Source organism: Zarconia sp. (assembly GCF_057467645.1).
On sequence record NZ_JBRJXU010000132.1, the window covers coordinates 1 to 17,815 of the forward strand.

Genomic DNA, 17,815 nt, shown 5'->3' on the forward strand with positions numbered 1-17,815 from the left:
CACACCCCACACCCCACACCCCATCTCCCGAAAACAACTAAATGCCATCGCACATCGCTTTATCCGATGGGGTTAATGTCGGATTTGTCGCTAGATAATCGCCGAGCATATCGCAACCCAACACCAACAATCGATCGAGTCCAATATCCTGAGAGGACTGTTGCAGCTTCTCCAACGAATCCACATCCCACAGAACGATCGTCTTATCGGCACTCGCAGACGCCAGCTTTTGACCGTCGGGACTGAAGCTCACCGCACGCACCCAGTTTTTATGAGCGGCCAGGGTTTTCAACAAATTCCCTTCCGTATCCCACAAGCGAACGGTATTATCCTTCCCAGCGGAGGCAATGATGTCGCTGTCTTGAGAGACGGTTACATCCCACACCCAATCGGTGTGACCTTCAAGAATCGCGGCAGGGGTTGCATCGAACTGACCGTCTTTCCAGCGCCACAGGCGAATGGTTTTATCGCCGCTCGCTGTGGCTAAAAACTGGTCGTTGGGGCTGAAATAGATGGCGTTAATCCACTCGTCGTGGGCTTCGAATTCCTGCTTCAACTCCCCCTCCACCGACCAAACCTTGACCAGACCATCCCCCCCAGCGGAAACAATATAGGAACCGTCGGGAGAAAAACTCACATCCGTCACTTCCGGTTGGTGAATATCCTCGAAGGTTTGCAAGAGCGTCCCATCGCTAATTTTCCACAGACGCATGGTACCATCCGCACCAGCCGAGGCCATTAGTTGACTATCTGGGGAAATACTCAGGTTTTTCACCGTTGAAGTATGACCGACAAAACGACGAATTGGCTTGGCATCATCGGATTTGAGAATCTCCTCTAAGTCCCATAGTTGCAACTCGTTGTCGTAACCGGCTGTAATTGCAAACTCACCGTCCGCAGTGAAATTGACATTTCGCATTCCGGATTGGTATTCCACACTTTGCAAGAGTTTCGCCCCATCTCTAGCCCAGATTTTTAGGGTTTTACCAGTCCCGACCGATGCAATCAAGTTATTGGGACTGAAGCGAACTCCTTTAACCCCCGAACGATGTCCTTGCAAAATTTCAACGACAGCTCCTTCAATACTGCGCAAGCGAATGGTCGAGTCGTCACTCGCAGAGGCAATACTTTTACCGTCAGTTGCAAAGTCAACGCTGCGCACGCTGGCATCGTGACCGATAAAGGTTTTCAAGAGGATGCCCCTCTGACTCCAGAGTTTGACCGTATTATCATCGCTGCCAGTCACGAGTACCTTCCCGTCTGGTGAAAACGACACGCTCCGCACCCAGTTGGTATGGGCTTCGAGGGTGTTTTTGTTCGTTCCGTCCAAGTTCCAAATTTTAGCGGTGTTATCGGAACTGGCCGTGGCGAGTAACTGTCCGTCGCTGGAGAAATCCACATCCCAAACTTTGTCGCTGTGACCGATAAACTCTTGTAGGGGTTGGGGATCGGCATTGTCTCCCTTCCGAGCTAAAATTGCACTGGCATCCCAGAGTTTCACTTGCCGGTCGTGGCTGGTGGTGGCAAAGGTGCGATTGACGGGACTAAAAGCGGCATCGTTGATTTCGCTGCGATGACCGCTGAAGGTGGTGAGTAATTCACCGCTCGACTTCCACAACCGCAAGTTGCCATCACTATCTCCGGTGACGATCAGTTCGCCATCCGCACTAAACGCAACCGCTCGAACGTGGGCATCATGGCGCAAGGTTTGCAACAGGGTTCCATCTTCAACGCGCCAAATTTTGACGGTCTTATCTTTGGATGCCGAAGCCACGGTTTGCCCATTTGGGGAAAATGCGACTCGTCTGACGTTGTCGTCGTGCTTTAAAATCTGCAATATCTCGCCATTGATTTTCCAGATGCGAACGGTATTGTCATCGCTCGCTGAAGCGAGGGTTTCTCCATCGGGGGAAAATGCGATCCGGTTGACTTGGTCTTCGTGGCCGTCAAGGCGGTTTAGCTCTTGGTTGTTATAGACCGTTTCGCGAAGAGTTGTCCTGGTTTCTTCGACCAAGTCTTCTGGGAAAGCGCGATCGTTATCCAGGTGCTTGGCGGCTTGGACGGCGTATTGAAGGGCTTCGAGACCGTCATCGGTGAGCTGTCTGGCTTCAGAGAGGGCGGTGAGGGCGCGCACGCTCTGTTCGCGAGCGTAATTGCGCTCTTGGATGGCCTTGCTCCGTTCTTGGACGGCAAACAGAGCCAGAATCGTGGTGACCACTAACCCGACAGCCACACCGACCAGGGAAAAACTCTGTCGCTGTCGCTGCTGGAGATCGCTGGCGAGGATGTATTGAGCGTGAAGGGGGGTGGGTTCGGGTTGTTTGCTCTCGCTTTCGCCAAGCCAACGATCGGCATTTTTGAGGTCGTTTCCCCGCAGGGTAAAACTGTTATCGCGATTTTTCTCGTCCCATTCGATCGCTCTTTTGAGGAGGCGGGTATGAGCGCGAATGTAGTCGAGATCGGTATCGATGGTTTCGATGAGTTTTTCAAAGGCACTGTCGAAGCGATCGATTTCCCGAAAGAAAATCCAGTTGAGTTTAGCCAGTTCCGGATGCACTTCGTCGTAGGAAACTTCTTCGCAGACAATGGGAATTAGGCGCTTGTTATGGGCGATGGCATAGTCGATTTCCTCGCCACAGACTACGGAAGCTACCGACGCGGGACTCAGAACGAAAACGAAACTCTCAGCCGCTTCAATTCCTCGATAAATTTCTTTGCGCCAGTCAGCGTTAGGGGGAATATCTTCCCAATCTACCCAGACATTGCGGTTGATATTTTTGAAGGCGTCATACAACTTTTGGACAAAGGTTTTATTGCGACGGGAATAAGAGACAAAAACCTCGTTCATAGCTTTGGAAAATGCACGGTAAAAGGGTCGCGGTCTAATTCAAACATTCGCAAAGTCGTAACTAAATGGCGAGGTCGATCGCAAACTTCAAGTCACAGCTCGAGCCACGGCTGCTTTGAGGCGATCGCTCCAGGTCCATCTCCAAAAACTCCCTCGCGAAGTCTTCCCCAACCCGGTTATTCCTCGATCGGCACGAGTCCTTGGGAGCGGATCGAGAGCTTAAGCGGATCGGGATGATAATTCAAGGTTAGCCTAACTTTTCGCGAGTTCGCGTCTGACGATCGAACTCACCAACATCGAGTCGGTGACCTGATTTCCAGATTGTTTTCATCCATCTCGATCGTCGAAAAGTCGCCCGGAAATGTTTAGCCCTCGAGCAGTCCATCATTGGATGTATGGTCTTAACATAGATAGACAAATTTTGCCACTCGGATCGTCTCCGGCTCGATCGGTTCCAAAGTGTGAAATTGTTAAATCGAGACAGAGGTCGGAGGGGGAAAATCCTGGAGGTCGACTCTCAAATCCCTTCGCCAAAAATCGACCCTCGATCCGATTCGCAACAGCATCGATCGGCATTTACGGCTATACTACTGGCAATACCGAGCAATCGCGATCGGCAAAAAGACGAATGCCATCGGATGCCATCTACACAACACGCGAGTCTTGCTTCTACTTCGTTGGAGCTCGAGGCACTTTCTTGACGGAAAAATGCTTTAAAACTCAACAATTTTGCCATCGTATTGGAACTCATCTGTATCTCTGGTTCGCTCGTCGTTGGCGAGCTGTGTAGTTGAAAGTTTTGCTAGCTTGGGGATAGGGAATATAAAAATTCTGTTTCCGCAAGCATCTCCATAAACATATCCATAAATCAAATAGTCGCTCTCTTAACGAGCACGTGAATTGACTCAGATCCGATCCGGCTCGATATCCAGACTTCAGAGTGAAGAGCCGAACGCTCTGGGGTCTCATCGACAGCAATCGGTCCAGGATATCTTCATGTTGGCTGACGATTGAGTTGATTCGATCCGGAAACCCGTTTGAGAGCTTTGCACAGTTAAGGGTGAGTTTCTACTTGCTAGAAATGTCTATTCGGGAGAACTCTCGATCTTGAAGATGAAACAAGTCAAGCAACTTCGAGTGCGAGCGATCGCAGCCATGGCGATCGTTATCCTCGCTCAATCGATCGTTCCGATGGGTCATGGCACCATCGAACCCCTCGCACCATTCGGGGAATATCGGGTGGGAGGGGTGGGGAAGTACAAACAGAAAATCGTGATGGATATAGTTGAAGTAGGCAGCAATGCAGCCTCATGGTTGTGGAAGCCACTTCACGCTCTACATCAGTGAGTTTTTTCAATCGGGTATTGTATTACCTATCGAGAGTCAGCATGAAACAAGTTAAGCATTTTCTACTGCGGGCGATCGCGGCCATGGCGATCGTGGCGCTTTCTCAATTGACGATCGGGATGTCTCATGCCGAAATCAATCCCCTCGCACCGCCAAAAACCATCAGCCCTCAGGCGACGTTGGAGCAGTTTTTGGATAATACGAACGATGCCTACGAGCTGTTGATGGAAGCTCGGGAGCAATCGCAGCAAGAAGGAGGTTTGTTTAACTCATCTCAAGTGAAGCAACTCGCCGCCCACGCCGAAGAAGCCATGGAGCGAGCCGTGCGTACCCTCAATTTAGAGGACGTGCCCGAAGCCAATAAAGCGCGAGAGGGATTGGAATCGGCCCTGAAGCTCAAAGAAATTCTCGATCGCATTACCTTACCCGCGTTCGAGCGCATTCCCGATCGAGGCGATGTTGCGGCCGATCCCGATTTCGAGCGATGGGAGATTCCCAATACGGAAATCGCGATCGTCAAAAGTAATCGCGGTCGCTATACCGATGAGTTCCTTTTTTCTCCCGACACCGTCAAGTACTTAGATAAATATTATCGCGAAGTGCGAGCTCTACCGTACAAAGACGGGGCTTCTGAAGGGTTTTACAACTTTTACATCACCACAGCTGGGGGATTATTACCTCCTAAATGGAGTTATTGGCTGCCCCAGTGGAGTAACAAGGTGTACTTCGAGCAAACCCTGTGGCAGTGGTTTGGGTTTATCCTCGATCTGGTGTTAGTGTTGGCGATCGTCGTTTCGGTTTATCGATGGCGCAAGAAAAGCCGTCTCGATTCCGACAGTCTGGCAAGTGCGTGGATGGGATTGTGTTTGCCGGCTGCCATCCTCGCCACTTTCTACGGTGCGGAACTCCACATCAAATATTTTCTCAATATTACGGGCGGTATCGAGCGGGTCTCGTCGATCGCCATTGAAGCCCTCTTATTCATCGTCGGAACGTGGTTGGCTTTTATTTTCACCAATGCGATCGGCAAAACGATTATTACCTCTTCTCGCTTTCAAGATAAGCCCCTCGAAGCGATGATGGTGCGCAATGGATTTCGCATCTTGGGGGTTTTGGCCGCTGCTACCATTATTTACTGGGGCGGCAATCGTTTGGGAATTCCCGTGGCTCCCCTGTTTGCCAGTTTGGGGGTCAGTAGTATCGCCATTGGTTTGGGGGCTAAGCCCTATGTGGAAAACGTGATCGGCGGGATTACCCTCCTCATCGATCGCCCTGTTAAAGGGGGTGACTTTTGCGAATTTGGCGGCATCACTGGCACCGTCGAAGATATTGGACTGCGAGCGACCTACATTCGTACCCGCGATCGCAATCTGGTGACCGTTCCCAATACCCAGTTTTCCACTTCCCAACTGGTGAACTACAGCCAGCGCGATCGGTCTTTGCTAGAGTTAACCCTCAATTTGGATCCAGGTACGACCCGCAAGCAGTTAAACGATCTGCTCGAAACCCTGCGCAGTTTGCTCGATCGTTATCCCCTGGTCATCAAAGAACGAGTTCACTTAGTTCATGTGAGCGACTCCTCCCTCGATGTGGCTATCTTCGCCCATATTCTCATTAAAGATAACTCCACCTATCAGAGGATTCAGGAAGAATTCTTGAGAACTCAAGAAGAGTTATTACTCAAAATCATGGCGACGATCGAGGAGATCGGCATCGAGTTTGCCGATTCATCTCAAACCCTATATCTGGCTGAGAACGGGCACCATTCTTTAGGATCTGAGTCTCTGCTCTAAATCCCTGCTATCGTGGCGTGGCACAGCTAAAATAATGCATTAAGAAAACGCTCGGATACCAACTTTGGACGCACGTCGCCCAAATTCTCATGCACTGTTTTAGTCGTGCCACACCAGTGCGCAATTCTTCAATTAAGTTGACCTAAAATTCAGCTTAATTAAAAACATACTCATACACGCCTAACCCAATCAACAGCAACCCCGACACAATATCCAATCTGCCGCCCGATCGCAAAGACGAGAACAGTTGCCCCAAAAATACCCCACCCCCGATCGTCAATAAACTCGAACCAAAACTCAAACTACTCGTCAAACTGGGATTGAGTTGTGCCATTCCCGCCCCAATTCCCGTTCCCAGATTCGTCACCGTCAATGCCAAACCCAAAATTAAGGCATTAGCCAGAGAAATCTGACGCATTGCTGGGTCGATCCCCGTGTCTGCGATCGCCTCGGATTCGAGTTCGTCACCGATATCTGCTTGAAGTTGCAAGGCATCCCACAATCCCCAGATGCCGACAGCCACTAAAATCCCACTCCCGATCGCCCCAGCCACATTCTCCGGCAGAAACCGACTCACCCAATCCCCAGCCGACATCGACACGAAGGTACTCACACCCGAGAGTAGGGCAATGATTAAGTTCGCCCCCCAACCGACAGCAAACCCTCGGACACCATAGGCAACCCCGATAGCTAAGTTATCGATATTCGTAGAAAGGGAAAGAATCAGAGAAGCGAGAAGAGACTCCATTGGGAGAGATGAGGATGGGGGTGCTGTAGGGGCAAAGCATTTGGGCGATAAATGATGGGTCCAACGAAACCTCATATATCCAAATGCTTCGCCCTCCTCCGGGGGAGATGGAGACTAAAAAGCAATAATCAGATATTGGTCTTGGAATTTCGCACCGGTAACCGGTCGTCCTTGCAACTGGGGGGGGAGGAAGATGTTGCGACGACGATCGCCCGCTTCAATGGTCACTTCCGGTCCGGACTGAATCAGCTTCACCTGCTTCTTCGTAAATCCCGGTAAGAACAAGCGAACGATACCCCGACTGACATCGATTTCGATCGGTCTGGGGGCGTTTGCCGCTTCCGAAAAATCGGGCATGGCTGCCATCAGCGGTTGCCAGTCGTCTCCGGCGCGAGTGGGAACCGCACTCACCCCCAGGGGGGCAAATTTCGCGGGAATCTCCCCAGTACCGGTCGCTTGATTGACGATCGCTCCACCGACGGTCAAACCCACTTGCTGAGCGCATCCCCAGCGATACTGTGCCGTGGCGATCGCTGCTGGATCGTCAGTCGTCACCAGATACGCCGCGATCCGATTGGGATCGGCGAGTGCTGCCTTGCCGTCGTCGAGCATTTGGGTGACTTTACTCGTATTCTTATCCTTCGTCCAGTTATCCGGCGACCAATCTACATTGAGAATCGCGCTGCTGATGGGCCCCCAGAAGGGAGAAAGAGCTTTAATAATGTCCGAACCGTCCAGAACTTGCCGGAAGCGGCGACCGTACCAACTGAGACTTTCGGCGAGTTCGAGCATCCGTAAGGTATCCGAATCGCTCGGTCCGTCGTAAATTAGCACATCGTACTTGCCATCTGCATCGTACTGTCGCAGTTCGTTGAGGGCGAGCGCCCCATCCATCCCCGGAATCAGTGTGAGTTCTTCGCCGTACACTTCTTTAAAAAAGGGAGTGCGGACGTATTCCGCTTCCACTTTTTTCACTTCTTCCCAGCCTTTTTGCAACAAGAGGGTGGTTTGAAACCCAACCACATCCAAATTCGTTTCCAGGGGGGTGGGTTCCGGTGTGGTGGGGGTACCGACGAGAATATCGAAAGCCGGACCCGATCCCAAGCCGGCCAGCAAAACCCGTTTGCCTTGGCTGGCGAGTTGTTTAGCAGCAGCGATCGCCACGGTAGTACGACCGGTCCCGCCTTTGCCGAGAAATGTGAGTATTAAAGCCATGGGAATATAATTTGTGCTTTATTGACGCGCGATCGAAAACGGGTTGAGAACCCAAAAGGAAACCGATAAAATTCGGTGGATTTCTAAATTTATTTCAAAGGATTATGGCCGCAAGATTTTAGCTTTGAAATCTTGGGAAGCGATCGAAATTCGGATCGAGAAACTTGTAGCGATTGCCGAGTTTCGATGCGATCGAATTAGTTTTGAAACTCACGGGAGGATTGAATAATTGAATGAAATGGGACGGATGGAGTGGGAAGCAATTGCTCCCGATTACCTCCTTCCTCCCACTGCAAGTGACGCGCGATGGCTTACACTGCTTCTATTTCATCGGCGAAAAACCACGTGGAAAAGTTGCCTTCAAATTGAACGACGACACCCACACCACTGCCATCGACCATTTTGTAGTCAGAGACAGTGCCGACGGGGTTCTTCTTGATTTTTTCGACGATATCGCCAGAAACGCGATCTCTTAGACGGCGGACTTTTACCTTCTGACCTACTTCCATTGACACTTGAATAAGTAAAATTGATAAACCATCTACCAAGTTTATCAAAAGAGGGGGTTGGGAATCCGATAAAACCCCGACCTTCCAGGCAAAATATTGATTCGATTTTAGGAGGTGCTATGCTTGCCAAGAGAATTCTGCCCTGTTTGGATGTGAAAGCGGGGCGAGTGGTCAAAGGGGTCAACTTTGTCAATCTCCAAGATGCGGGAGACCCGGTAGAATTGGCCCGGGCTTATAACGAAGCGGGGGCGGATGAGTTGGTGTTTCTCGATATTACCGCCACCCACGAAGAGCGCAATATCATCTTCGACGTCGTCTATCGAACGGCCGAGGAAGTCTTCATTCCCCTAACCGTTGGTGGCGGCATCCAATCCTTAGAGACCATTAAAAATTTGTTAAGGGCAGGGGCCGATAAAGTCAGCATTAATTCGGCCGCCGTGCGCGATCCGGCGTTGATCGACAGGGCGAGCGATCGCTTCGGAAACCAGTGTATCGTCGTGGCGATCGATGCCCGTCGCCGTACCGATCCGGGCAATCCAGGATGGGATGTTTACGTTCGCGGAGGGCGGGAAAATACCGGTATCGATGCCATTGCCTGGGCCCAAGACGTGGAACGGCGCGGGGCTGGGGAACTGCTGGTGACGAGTATGGATGCTGACGGCACCCAAGCCGGGTACGATTTGGAGCTAACGCGGACGATCGCCGATCGCGTACAAATCCCCGTTATCGCCTCCGGTGGGGCGGGAAACTGCGACCATATCTACGAAGCCCTCAGCGCTGGGAAAGCCGAAGCTGCCCTCCTTGCCTCGCTTTTACATTACGGACAGTTAAGCGTCGCTCAGATTAAAAATCATCTCCAGGAACGTCAAGTTCCCGTACGGCTTTAGAGGGAAATTTCGGGAAAAATTCATCATTTTCGGGCAACTGACATCACAAACAAGCGTTTGAGTCTTGTTTGCGTCGCTAAATCTTCTCTATCCCTTTCTCTGTCTCTTTTCCTTCTGTATCGCGTGATAATTTTCTGCCCGGTTTTTAGCCTTTCGGGTAAATTTCGGGTAGATTCTAAGGGCAAAAAACCAACATGATACAATATGTCAAGAGATAAAAAGTTACATTTTGTAAAATAATGTTTGTCATCCTCATATTGGTCATCGCCCTTGTGGCGTGGGCTTTGCACCTGATGGAAAAGGCTGTAGAGCAACAAGAATTTTCGCTGATGCTGGCAGGAACGCTCGTCGCTGCATCTGCTGCTGCCATGATGTTAGTGTACTTCTTGATGACCCCCTATATCGGCTATGTCAGTCAAATGGCCGCCTTGAAAGGATAAATTTTTCCAAAGATGTTGACTTTGGATCGAACGCTAAGGCATAATAGCGAAGCGACAAACGCACGGGGCTATAGCTCAGCTGGTAGAGCACCTCAATGGCATTGAGGGGGCCAGCGGTTCGAGTCCGCTTAGCTCCATTATAATAACTAGAATCGATCGAGAATACTCATACACTTGAGATGCTCTCGATCGATTCCATTTGAAACCACACTCAATAGCCCATTCGGGATCGGCGAAGCAGTTTTGTCAGATGTCAAGTTCGATCTGCGTTCTCCACTCAAACTGAGCATTCTGCATCACCCCACATCCTCTCCTCCCTCCATTCTTAAATTTCAGTTAAAAATTAATGCAAACGTCTCTCGATCGTTGAGATTTAAATTTAGATCGACTAAGCTTTAGTTCCTGTTTCATTAAACTTTGAGATTTTCACGTATAAATTTTGATTTCACTCACAGATCTTGACTGTGAAATTGGGATTGTGACATTCATGCGAATAGACAGGAGATATATCTGATGACTGACAATAATGCTCCCGTCGGGGTGCGCCCTTCTTCTCGCGCCAAGCATCCGCCACCACCGCCCCCTCGGAACCGACGTCCTCCCGCACCCAAACCCATCAATACGGGTCCTTCCATCGAGCAGATGGTCAGAGATGCCTACAAACAGGATGCCTCCGATATTCACATTCGCGTCGGACAGGTGACGCGATATCGAGTTCGCGGCAAAATGACCCCCATCGATAACGCAGAAGTTGTCACCCCCGACCAGTTTGAAGCATACCTGACAGAAATTCTGAACCCCCAACAGCGCAAAACTTTTGCGGATACCAAAGAACTCGATACCGCGATTTTCTATCCCGGTTTGGTTCGCTGTCGGGTGAACTGTTTCGATTCCTTAAGTGGTGGGGCGATCGTGTTGCGACTGATTACCCTCGATATTCCCACCATCGATAAATTAGGGTTGCCCATCGTCCTCAAAGATTTAATCGCTCGCCCTCAAGGACTGATTCTGGTCACCGGGCCGACGGGTTCGGGTAAATCGACGACGATGGCGGCCATGATGCGCCACCTCAACGAGACGGCCTACAAACACATCGTCACCATCGAGGACCCCATTGAATACGTTCACGAATCCCAAAACTGCCTCGTCAGCCAGCGGGAAGTGGGATTACACACTCTCGAATTCCAAAATGCTTTGCGGGCAGTGTTGCGTGAAGATCCCGATGTGATTCTGATTGGGGAGATGCGCGATCGCATTACCATCAACACGGCTCTCCAAGCGGCGCAAACCGGTCACTTGGTGCTGGGAACCCTGCACACCCGCAACGCCATCAACGCCGTCAACCGCTTGCTCAACCTCTACCAACCCGAAGAGCAAGATGCCATGCGGATTCAAATTTCCGAATCCTTGGTGGCCGTGATTGCCCAACTGCTACTTCCCACCACTGACGGCCATCGAGTTGCGGTGCACGATATCCTCGTCAACACCCCCGCCATGCAGGACTTCCTCCTCAAAGGGGAAGACGATGAAGCATTCCACTTGATGAAGACGGATAACGTCGAGGGAATGCAGGTAATGAATCAAGCTCTCTATCGCGAAATTTTGGAAGGTCGGATTACCATCGAGGATGGGGAAAAAGCCTCTCCCGATCCCGGCGAACTCAATCGTTTAATGCGCACGGGAGGATACGACTCGTCTCAGTCTCCTCGGGATTGGGCTTAAGCGATACGGATTGGACCGATTTTATAATGCTAGCAAGGGTGCGCGATTGCGTACCTTTTTTTTCGCCTGTTCGGGATCGAACCGTTTTAGGTGAGGGTGGGGAACGGGGAATGGGGAATGGGGAATGGAAAAAACCTATTTCTTCGATTAGTGTAAAGAAACGACTCGCGAAACGCTATGGTCATTCTGAATAAGAATGGGACAGTAGAATTCAAAACCATCTCGAATTATTCGGTGTTTCAGGCTCTGGACGTGTACCACTTTTATTCAGAATGACTATATACATCGAGTGTCGCTCGAGCTGCGCAAAGTGCCATGTCTAGTGAAGGAAAGTTGGTGAAATGCGACCTTTAAAAGATCGGGAAATTGCAATTATAAAAACGTTATTGTTTTCTAATCCAGAAATCTTCGATCAATTCATGACCGAAGTCGATGCTTATCGAGTTGAAGAAATGAATGATGGCGGGATGGGAAGCCTGAGATTTTGCTCGAACGATAAATCTCGACGGTGGGGAGAAACTATTGCCGAACTAGAACTCAAAGATATTGATGACATTCCAGTGCTGATTGCATTAAATCTTGATACAAACGAGAACTTTTTTGAATTAGATATTTGGAAGGTTGATTATTCCCCAGTTATTGAAATCAGTAAATTTTCACAAATTGATTGATGTGGTACAACGGATGTTTAGATTCAATTTGAGGATTCAATTTCCATTAAAGCACGGCATTTTTCAGTCGCTTGACAATAGATATCTCTAGATCGGAGAAAGAACTCGATCTCGCAAATGCGATCGTTTCACCGTCGGCTATGCGCTGCACTCATGGTATATTTTTGACAGTCTCAGTAAGCCTCGCGCTCCCACTACTATGCGCAGTGACTACACATTTGAATCTTGTGGTACCCAATGCGCTTCTTGGCTTTATCGCCCATCTGCTGATGGCACGACCCCCTGTATCGTGATGGCTCATGGGTTATCGGGTGTGCGCGAACAGCGACTCGATGCCTACGCTGAAAGATTTATGCAGGCTGGGATGACCGTACTCGTATTTGACTATCGCTACTTCGGAGAGAGTGGTGGGGAGTCCCGGCAGCTTTTAAGCATCGATCGTCAGTTGCAGGACTGGGAGGCTGCAGTTGCGACGGCCCGATCGTTACCTGGAGTGGATGCTGACCGCATTGCTCTGTTTGGTACCTCCTTTAGCGGGGGTCACGTGCAGGTGATTGCCGCACGGGATGCTGCAATTGCGGCGGTGGTCTCACTAGTACCGTTTTGTGATGGGTTGCAGAAGGTTACCTCACTCGGAATCGGACCCGTTGCCCGCCTAACCTTCGCTGGGCTGAGAGATATTGTCAGGGCGGTTTTGGGTCAGCCTCCTTACTATGTGCCTGTCGTCGGGAAACCCGGTGAAACCGCTTTTATTACCGAAGCCGAGGCACATTCGGGTTTTGCCAAAATCACACCGCCAGATTCTCATTGGCGTAACGAGATTTGCGCTCGCTTGAGTCTGTCGGTGGGAACTTATCGCCCTGGCTTAAAAGCTGCCCAGATCCGTTGCCCGATTCTGTTCTGTATTGCCCAACAGGATATGGTTACTCCAGCGCATCTAATCCATCAGGCTGCGAAGCGGGCTGCTCAGTCGGAGGTCAAAAGCTATCCGTGCGGTCACTTTGATGTCTACCTCGAACCATTTTGGGAGAGGGTGGTCGCAGACCAGGTAGAATTTCTGAGTCGGCATTTACAGCCTGTCTAAAAGAGTGCGGGATACTCTCTCTTATTAAATTCTCTCTCTCATTAAATCAAGAGACAAAAAAGAATTGACTTTCTCGAGTTCTGATTACTTAATCACTGATAGCGTCTCGCACTGGTTTATTTACACGAATCGAAGAAATAGGTATTTTCCATTCCCCATTCCCCATTCCCCATTCCCGATGACTGAAAATTTGTAATGTAAAGAGCGCGAACTGCTATAGCTCGTAACTCGATGCTTGCAAGCGAAACATCTTCGCATACAAACCCTCATTCGCCATCAATTCTTCGTGAGAACCCACTTCGACGATTTGGCTATTTTCTAACACCACAATGCGATCGGCCATCATTACCGTCGAAAACCGATGGGAGACGAAAAACGTCATTTTATCCTTTGTCAGCTGCCGGAATCTTTGAAACAATTCGTATTCGGCGATCGCATCTAAAGCGGCAGTCGGTTCGTCGAGAATCAGAATTGGGGCAGACGTCATAAACGCCCGCGCCAAGCCGATTTTCTGCCACTGTCCCCCCGACAGTTCCGTTCCCCCGGAAAAGATTTTCCCCAGCATCGTGTCGTATCCAGCATCGAGTTGGGAAATGGTTTCCGTTGCGCCACCATCGCTAGCAGCCTGCTGGATGCGATCGAAATTCTCCCGTTGGGCCAAATTGCCAAAGCCGATATTATCCCGAACGCTGAGGTTGTACCGGGCGAAATCCTGGAAAATAATCCCGATATTGCGCCGCACATCCTGCAACTCAAACTCCGTTATCCCAATACCATCGATGGCAATCTCCCCAGAGTCGATATCGTACAGCCGCGTCAGCAACTTCAGCAGCGTCGTTTTTCCCGCCCCGTTTACCCCCACCAAGGCGATACTTTCCCCCGGCTTCACCGTTAAATTGAGGTGTTTCAGGGTGGGTTTCTCTGCGCCGGGATAGGTGAAACTGACATCGCGCAAAACCAAACCCGATCGCAATGGATTGGGAAACGGACGGGGGTTAGCGGGATTGACAACTTGGGGTTGCAAGCTCAAAAATTCAAAATATTGGGAGACGTAGAGGTTGTATTCGTAAGTTTGGGCGATACTTTGGAGAATGGCTTGCAGGGTACTTTGCGCTTGCCCGAAAGCCCCGGTATACATGGTAAAGTCACCAATGGTAATCGCGCCGCGTACCGTCCGGGCGATCGTCCAACCATAAGCCGCATAGAATCCCACATTCGCCAAAATACCCGCCCCGCCGCGTACGGTAGCGTATTTACGGGCGAGGTTTTCCGACTGCTGGTTAAATTTGCTGCGAATCTCCTGCCACTGGTTGAGTAAGTGGTTTCCCAAACGGAAGAGGCGAATTTCTTTGACGAAGGCATTCTGCGTCAGTACTCGCTGCAAGTAGTCCGCCATCCGTCCTGCTTGGGTTTGACTGCGGGACAGCCAAAATCGCCGCCCGGAAAACTTCACTCCCACCCACAAGACAGGGGCAGAAGCCATCAGCAGCAGCAGCATGATTCCGGGGCTGAAACTCAGCAGCAGTACCAGCAATCCGGCAAAGCTGACGATTTGCCCCAACAGATTGGTGAGGGTTCCCAAAATCCGGACGGGATAGTCACTGCCACTTTGCTGGGCGCGATTGAGGGTATCGTGAAACTCGGGCAGTTCGTAGTGGGATAAGTCCAAGCCAATGGCTTGTTGGATGAGGAGACCATTGGCGTAGATGGAAAAGCGATCGCGCAGAATACGGATGAGATAGGTACTCAGTTGGCCAAAGGCTTCGGACAGCAAACTCAGCAGCGATCGCAAACTCACCAGGAATATAAGGGGTTGCCAGTCGATGGGGTTTTGCCCGATACTGCTGACTACCCGATCGACAACCAGTTTGGTGACGTAGAGTTCGGAAACCGGTAGCAGCGATTTAGCGAGGGTGACGCTGAGGGAACACAGTAACGGAATCGGGGCGGCTTGCCAGACTAAATGCAAAAGTCGCGGCGTATTGGCAAGAACTTCAAACAGGCGGGTGGTGGGGCGAGATGATGACATGGTGTCATTTTAAACGGCATTCCCGATATTTGCAGCCAATTTCGCCCGATCTTTCCACAGTAACCGGTAACAAACTTACAGAAAAACGCGATATCGTACAGACTATAGAGCTAATTATCTCTTCAAGCGATGTCCGTACCGCCAATTCTGCAACCGGGTCGATCTTACACCTTTCGCAGTTACTTTGAAATGACCTGCGAACCGGAAGATATTCTGGTGGAGTTTGGGTATTCTTTGGTTAGATCGCCTTTAGATTTTCCGCAATATTCCGATTCTCTCGATCGCGCGACCTTTCTCCAAGAGCAACTCCAACGCCGCCTCACCTTCGTCAGCCTCACCAGCGAAGCGGCACGCCGGGAAATGCTCATTGCCCCAATTTTAGTCGAAGTGGCGGAAGTGGCGCGCGCTCAACTGCGAATTGAATACCCTCTGACGGTGAACGAATATCTCAAAGGCTCGTTAGACTATTACTTATACGCCGATCGGCAATGTTTGGTGGTAGAAGCGAAGAACGCCGATTTAGCGCGCGGTTTCACTCAACTGGCGGTGGAATTAATCGCCCTCGAACAACGGCAAACGGATGAAATTCCGATGCTACTGGGTGCAGTTACCACGGGTGACGTGTGGCAGTTCGCTCAACTCGATCGCCAAGAAAAATGCATTATTCAAGGAACGAAGTTATATCTGATTCCCGATGAGCTAGAGAGTTTGCTGCGTATACTGATTGCAACTTTGGTTCCCGCTTAAAAAATACGTAAGAAAACATCAACATGAACCTTAGACTGTCGGACAGATTACTCGAATATCGAGTAACAGACACCCGTCCGCTAGTTTTCAAAGGTTCGCTGTGGGTTAGGGCATAGGAGATCGCTTTGACTCACGTATCGATTGACTCGATTTGATGAAGTCCTCCCAAACTTTCTCAATATTCGCTAGCCGAATTAGCGTCAGAGAAGTTTGCCCTCAGTCGGATAACCTTTGACTTTGTACTTGTGTATTCTACTATGACAAAGGCAAATCTGCACTGTGCGGGGATAAATTTTCGATCGTGAGTCAACAACGAATTTTACTGTGGTATCGAAACGATCTGCGATTGCACGATAGCGAACCGCTTCACGAGGCGATCGCCGCCGGGGCGCAAATTGTTCCTGTATACTGCTTAGACCCCCGTCACTTCGGTGAAACCTCTTTTGGGTTTCCTAAAACTGGGGCGTTCCGCGCCCGATTTCTCCTCGAAAGTCTGACCGATTTGCGATCGCGCCTGCAATCTCTCGGCAGCGATTTAATCGTCCGTCGCGGCGAACCGGAAACGATTATCCCCCAGTTAGCCGAGCAACTCAACATCGACGCGGTATATTACCATCGGGAGGTCACTGCCGAAGAAGTGAGTGTCGAGAAAGCCTTGCGTCGGGCGCTCAAACCCCTGGGAATTAAGATGCGATCGTGGTGGGGGGCAACGTTGTACCATCCCGAGAACTTGCCCTTCGATCTGACCCAGATTCCCGAAGTTTTTACTCAGTTTCGCAAGCGGGTGGAGAAAAATGCCACCATCGATCCCGCCTTCCCCGCGCCGAAAGAACTGCCAACCCTACCAGATGTGGAGGTTGGGACGATTCCGGATATCGAAGATTTGGGACTCGAAGTCCCCCGAGATGACGATCGCGCCGTGATGCGGTTCCGGGGGGGAGAAACGGCGGGATTCGATCGCCTGCGGGCGTATTTTTGGGAAGGCGATCGCCTTCGAGTATACAAGGAAACCCGTAACGGAATGCTGGGCGCGGATTATTCCTCTAAATTTTCCCCCTGGCTGGCGCTGGGTTGCCTCTCTCCGCGCTATATTTACGAGCAGGTGAAGGAATACGAGCGCGATCGGATCGCCAATAATTCCACCTACTGGCTGGTGTTCGAGTTACTGTGGCGGGACTATTTCCGCTTCATCTGCGCCAAACACAAAACCCGCGTCTTCCGTCTGTCGGGGTTGCGGGGACTGCGGATGAAGTGGAAAGAAGATTGGGAACGGTTTGCCCTGTGGCAGGATGGAAAAACCGGCTACCCCCTCGTGGATGCCAATATGCGCGAACTCGCTGCCACCGGGTTTATGTCCAATCGCGGCCGGCAAAACGTCGCCAGTTTCCTCACCAAAAATCTGGGCATCAACTGGCAGATGGGGGCCGAATGGTTCGAGTCGCTGCTAGTGGACTACGATGTGTGCAGCAATTGGGGTAACTGGAACTACACCGCTGGGGTGGGCAACGACGCACGCGGGTTCCGCTATTTCAACATCGCCAAGCAATCGAAAGATTACGATCGAAACGGGGATTACGTGAAGCATTGGCTGCCGGAATTGGCGGATGTTCCCGCAAGTAAAGTTCACGAACCCTCGAAGTTGCAGCCGGTGGAACAAAAGCGGTTTAACCTGCGATTGGGAGTAGATTACCCGAATCCCGTGGTAGATTTCATGCAGTCGGTGCGTGCCAACGAGCGAATGTACAACGCCGGAATTGAGTATTAACCGACCACTC

General features: G+C 50.6%; 14 protein-coding genes and 1 tRNA gene. 10 read left to right on the forward strand and 5 right to left on the reverse strand.

From position 1 onward, the window contains the following. Positions 1–37: 37 nt before the first annotated feature. Positions 38–2,848: a toll/interleukin-1 receptor domain-containing protein gene (locus tag AC2215_RS20195; protein WP_486811808.1), complete on the reverse strand. Its 2,811-nt coding sequence runs from the start codon at positions 2,846–2,848 to the stop codon at positions 38–40. A 1,113-nt stretch (positions 2,849–3,961) separates the two neighbouring features. Between AC2215_RS20195 and AC2215_RS20200 the strand changes: the two genes are divergently transcribed. Together AC2215_RS20200 and AC2215_RS20205 are read left to right on the forward strand one after the other, a co-directional pair. Next, positions 3,962–4,195 (forward strand): hypothetical protein, encoded by a 234-nt coding sequence (locus AC2215_RS20200; protein WP_486811809.1) that lies wholly within the window; start codon positions 3,962–3,964, stop codon positions 4,193–4,195. A 41-nt stretch (positions 4,196–4,236) separates the two neighbouring features. Beyond that, on the forward strand, positions 4,237–5,988 hold the full coding sequence (locus tag AC2215_RS20205) for a mechanosensitive ion channel family protein (RefSeq protein ID WP_486811810.1): 1,752 nt from the start codon (positions 4,237–4,239) through the stop codon (positions 5,986–5,988). A gap of 154 nt (positions 5,989–6,142) precedes the next feature. Here AC2215_RS20205 and AC2215_RS20210 read toward each other — a convergent pair whose 3' ends face one another. The 3 genes from AC2215_RS20210 to petP form a co-directional block, all read right to left on the reverse strand. After that, the gene (locus AC2215_RS20210; RefSeq protein WP_486811811.1) at positions 6,143–6,736 is read right to left on the reverse strand and encodes an MntP/YtaF family protein; all 594 of its coding nucleotides are present in this window, start codon (positions 6,734–6,736) and stop codon (positions 6,143–6,145) included. 114 nt (positions 6,737–6,850) lie between these two features. Then, positions 6,851–7,951 (reverse strand): Get3/ArsA fold putative tail anchor-mediating ATPase NosAFP, encoded by a 1,101-nt coding sequence (locus AC2215_RS20215; protein ID WP_486811812.1) that lies wholly within the window; start codon positions 7,949–7,951, stop codon positions 6,851–6,853. Positions 7,952–8,262: 311 nt separating this feature from the next. After that, positions 8,263–8,466 carry a cytochrome b6f subunit PetP gene (gene petP, locus AC2215_RS20220; RefSeq protein WP_486811813.1) on the reverse strand — a complete coding sequence of 68 codons (204 nt, stop codon included), beginning with the start codon at positions 8,464–8,466 and terminating at the stop codon, positions 8,263–8,265. Positions 8,467–8,579: 113 nt separating this feature from the next. Between petP and hisF the strand changes: the two genes are divergently transcribed. From hisF to AC2215_RS20250, 6 genes are all read left to right on the forward strand, one after another. Continuing rightward, positions 8,580–9,347: an imidazole glycerol phosphate synthase subunit HisF gene (gene hisF, locus AC2215_RS20225; RefSeq protein WP_486811814.1), complete on the forward strand. Its 768-nt coding sequence runs from the start codon at positions 8,580–8,582 to the stop codon at positions 9,345–9,347. Positions 9,348–9,604: 257 nt separating this feature from the next. Further along, positions 9,605–9,787: a hypothetical protein gene (locus tag AC2215_RS20230; protein ID WP_486811815.1), complete on the forward strand. Its 183-nt coding sequence runs from the start codon at positions 9,605–9,607 to the stop codon at positions 9,785–9,787. 64 nt (positions 9,788–9,851) lie between these two features. Then, a tRNA-Ala gene (locus AC2215_RS20235) sits at positions 9,852–9,924 on the forward strand. Between the two features lie 376 nt (positions 9,925–10,300). After that, positions 10,301–11,509 (forward strand): type IV pilus twitching motility protein PilT, encoded by a 1,209-nt coding sequence (locus tag AC2215_RS20240; protein ID WP_486811816.1) that lies wholly within the window; start codon positions 10,301–10,303, stop codon positions 11,507–11,509. A 341-nt stretch (positions 11,510–11,850) separates the two neighbouring features. Further along, on the forward strand, positions 11,851–12,180 hold the full coding sequence (locus tag AC2215_RS20245) for a DUF6984 family protein (RefSeq protein ID WP_486811817.1): 330 nt from the start codon (positions 11,851–11,853) through the stop codon (positions 12,178–12,180). A 199-nt stretch (positions 12,181–12,379) separates the two neighbouring features. After that, positions 12,380–13,264 carry an alpha/beta hydrolase gene (locus AC2215_RS20250; RefSeq protein WP_486811818.1) on the forward strand — a complete coding sequence of 295 codons (885 nt, stop codon included), beginning with the start codon at positions 12,380–12,382 and terminating at the stop codon, positions 13,262–13,264. A 214-nt stretch (positions 13,265–13,478) separates the two neighbouring features. On the opposite strand, the gene AC2215_RS20255 is transcribed toward AC2215_RS20250, so the two are convergent. Further along, positions 13,479–15,293: an ABC transporter ATP-binding protein gene (locus tag AC2215_RS20255; protein ID WP_486811819.1), complete on the reverse strand. Its 1,815-nt coding sequence runs from the start codon at positions 15,291–15,293 to the stop codon at positions 13,479–13,481. 129 nt (positions 15,294–15,422) lie between these two features. Here AC2215_RS20255 and AC2215_RS20260 point away from each other — a divergent pair, with 129 nt between their 5' ends. Together AC2215_RS20260 and AC2215_RS20265 are read left to right on the forward strand one after the other, a co-directional pair. After that, complete coding sequence (locus AC2215_RS20260) at positions 15,423–16,040, forward strand: hypothetical protein (RefSeq protein ID WP_486811820.1); 618 nt, start codon at positions 15,423–15,425, stop codon at positions 16,038–16,040. A 301-nt stretch (positions 16,041–16,341) separates the two neighbouring features. Beyond that, a complete protein-coding gene (locus AC2215_RS20265; protein ID WP_486811821.1) occupies positions 16,342–17,805 on the forward strand; it encodes a DASH family cryptochrome in 1,464 nt (487 codons plus the stop codon). Positions 17,806–17,815 lie beyond the last annotated feature (10 nt).

Bases quoted from the DNA above. Each gene is read 5' to 3' on its own strand.
- AC2215_RS20250 (WP_486811818.1), top strand. From the start codon at position 12,380: ATGCGCAGTGACTACACATTTGAATCTTGTGGTACCCAATGCGCTTCT.
- AC2215_RS20210 (WP_486811811.1), bottom strand. From the start codon at position 6,736: ATGGAGTCTCTTCTCGCTTCTCTGATTCTTTCCCTTTCTACGAATATC.
- AC2215_RS20205 (WP_486811810.1), top strand. From the start codon at position 4,237: ATGAAACAAGTTAAGCATTTTCTACTGCGGGCGATCGCGGCCATGGCG.
- AC2215_RS20200 (WP_486811809.1), top strand. From the start codon at position 3,962: ATGAAACAAGTCAAGCAACTTCGAGTGCGAGCGATCGCAGCCATGGCG.
- AC2215_RS20260 (WP_486811820.1), top strand. From the start codon at position 15,423: ATGTCCGTACCGCCAATTCTGCAACCGGGTCGATCTTACACCTTTCGC.
- AC2215_RS20215 (WP_486811812.1), bottom strand. From the start codon at position 7,951: ATGGCTTTAATACTCACATTTCTCGGCAAAGGCGGGACCGGTCGTACT.
- AC2215_RS20245 (WP_486811817.1), top strand. From the start codon at position 11,851: ATGCGACCTTTAAAAGATCGGGAAATTGCAATTATAAAAACGTTATTG.
- AC2215_RS20240 (WP_486811816.1), top strand. From the start codon at position 10,301: ATGACTGACAATAATGCTCCCGTCGGGGTGCGCCCTTCTTCTCGCGCC.
- AC2215_RS20255 (WP_486811819.1), bottom strand. From the start codon at position 15,293: ATGTCATCATCTCGCCCCACCACCCGCCTGTTTGAAGTTCTTGCCAAT.
- AC2215_RS20195 (WP_486811808.1), bottom strand. From the start codon at position 2,848: ATGAACGAGGTTTTTGTCTCTTATTCCCGTCGCAATAAAACCTTTGTC.
- hisF (WP_486811814.1), top strand. From the start codon at position 8,580: ATGCTTGCCAAGAGAATTCTGCCCTGTTTGGATGTGAAAGCGGGGCGA.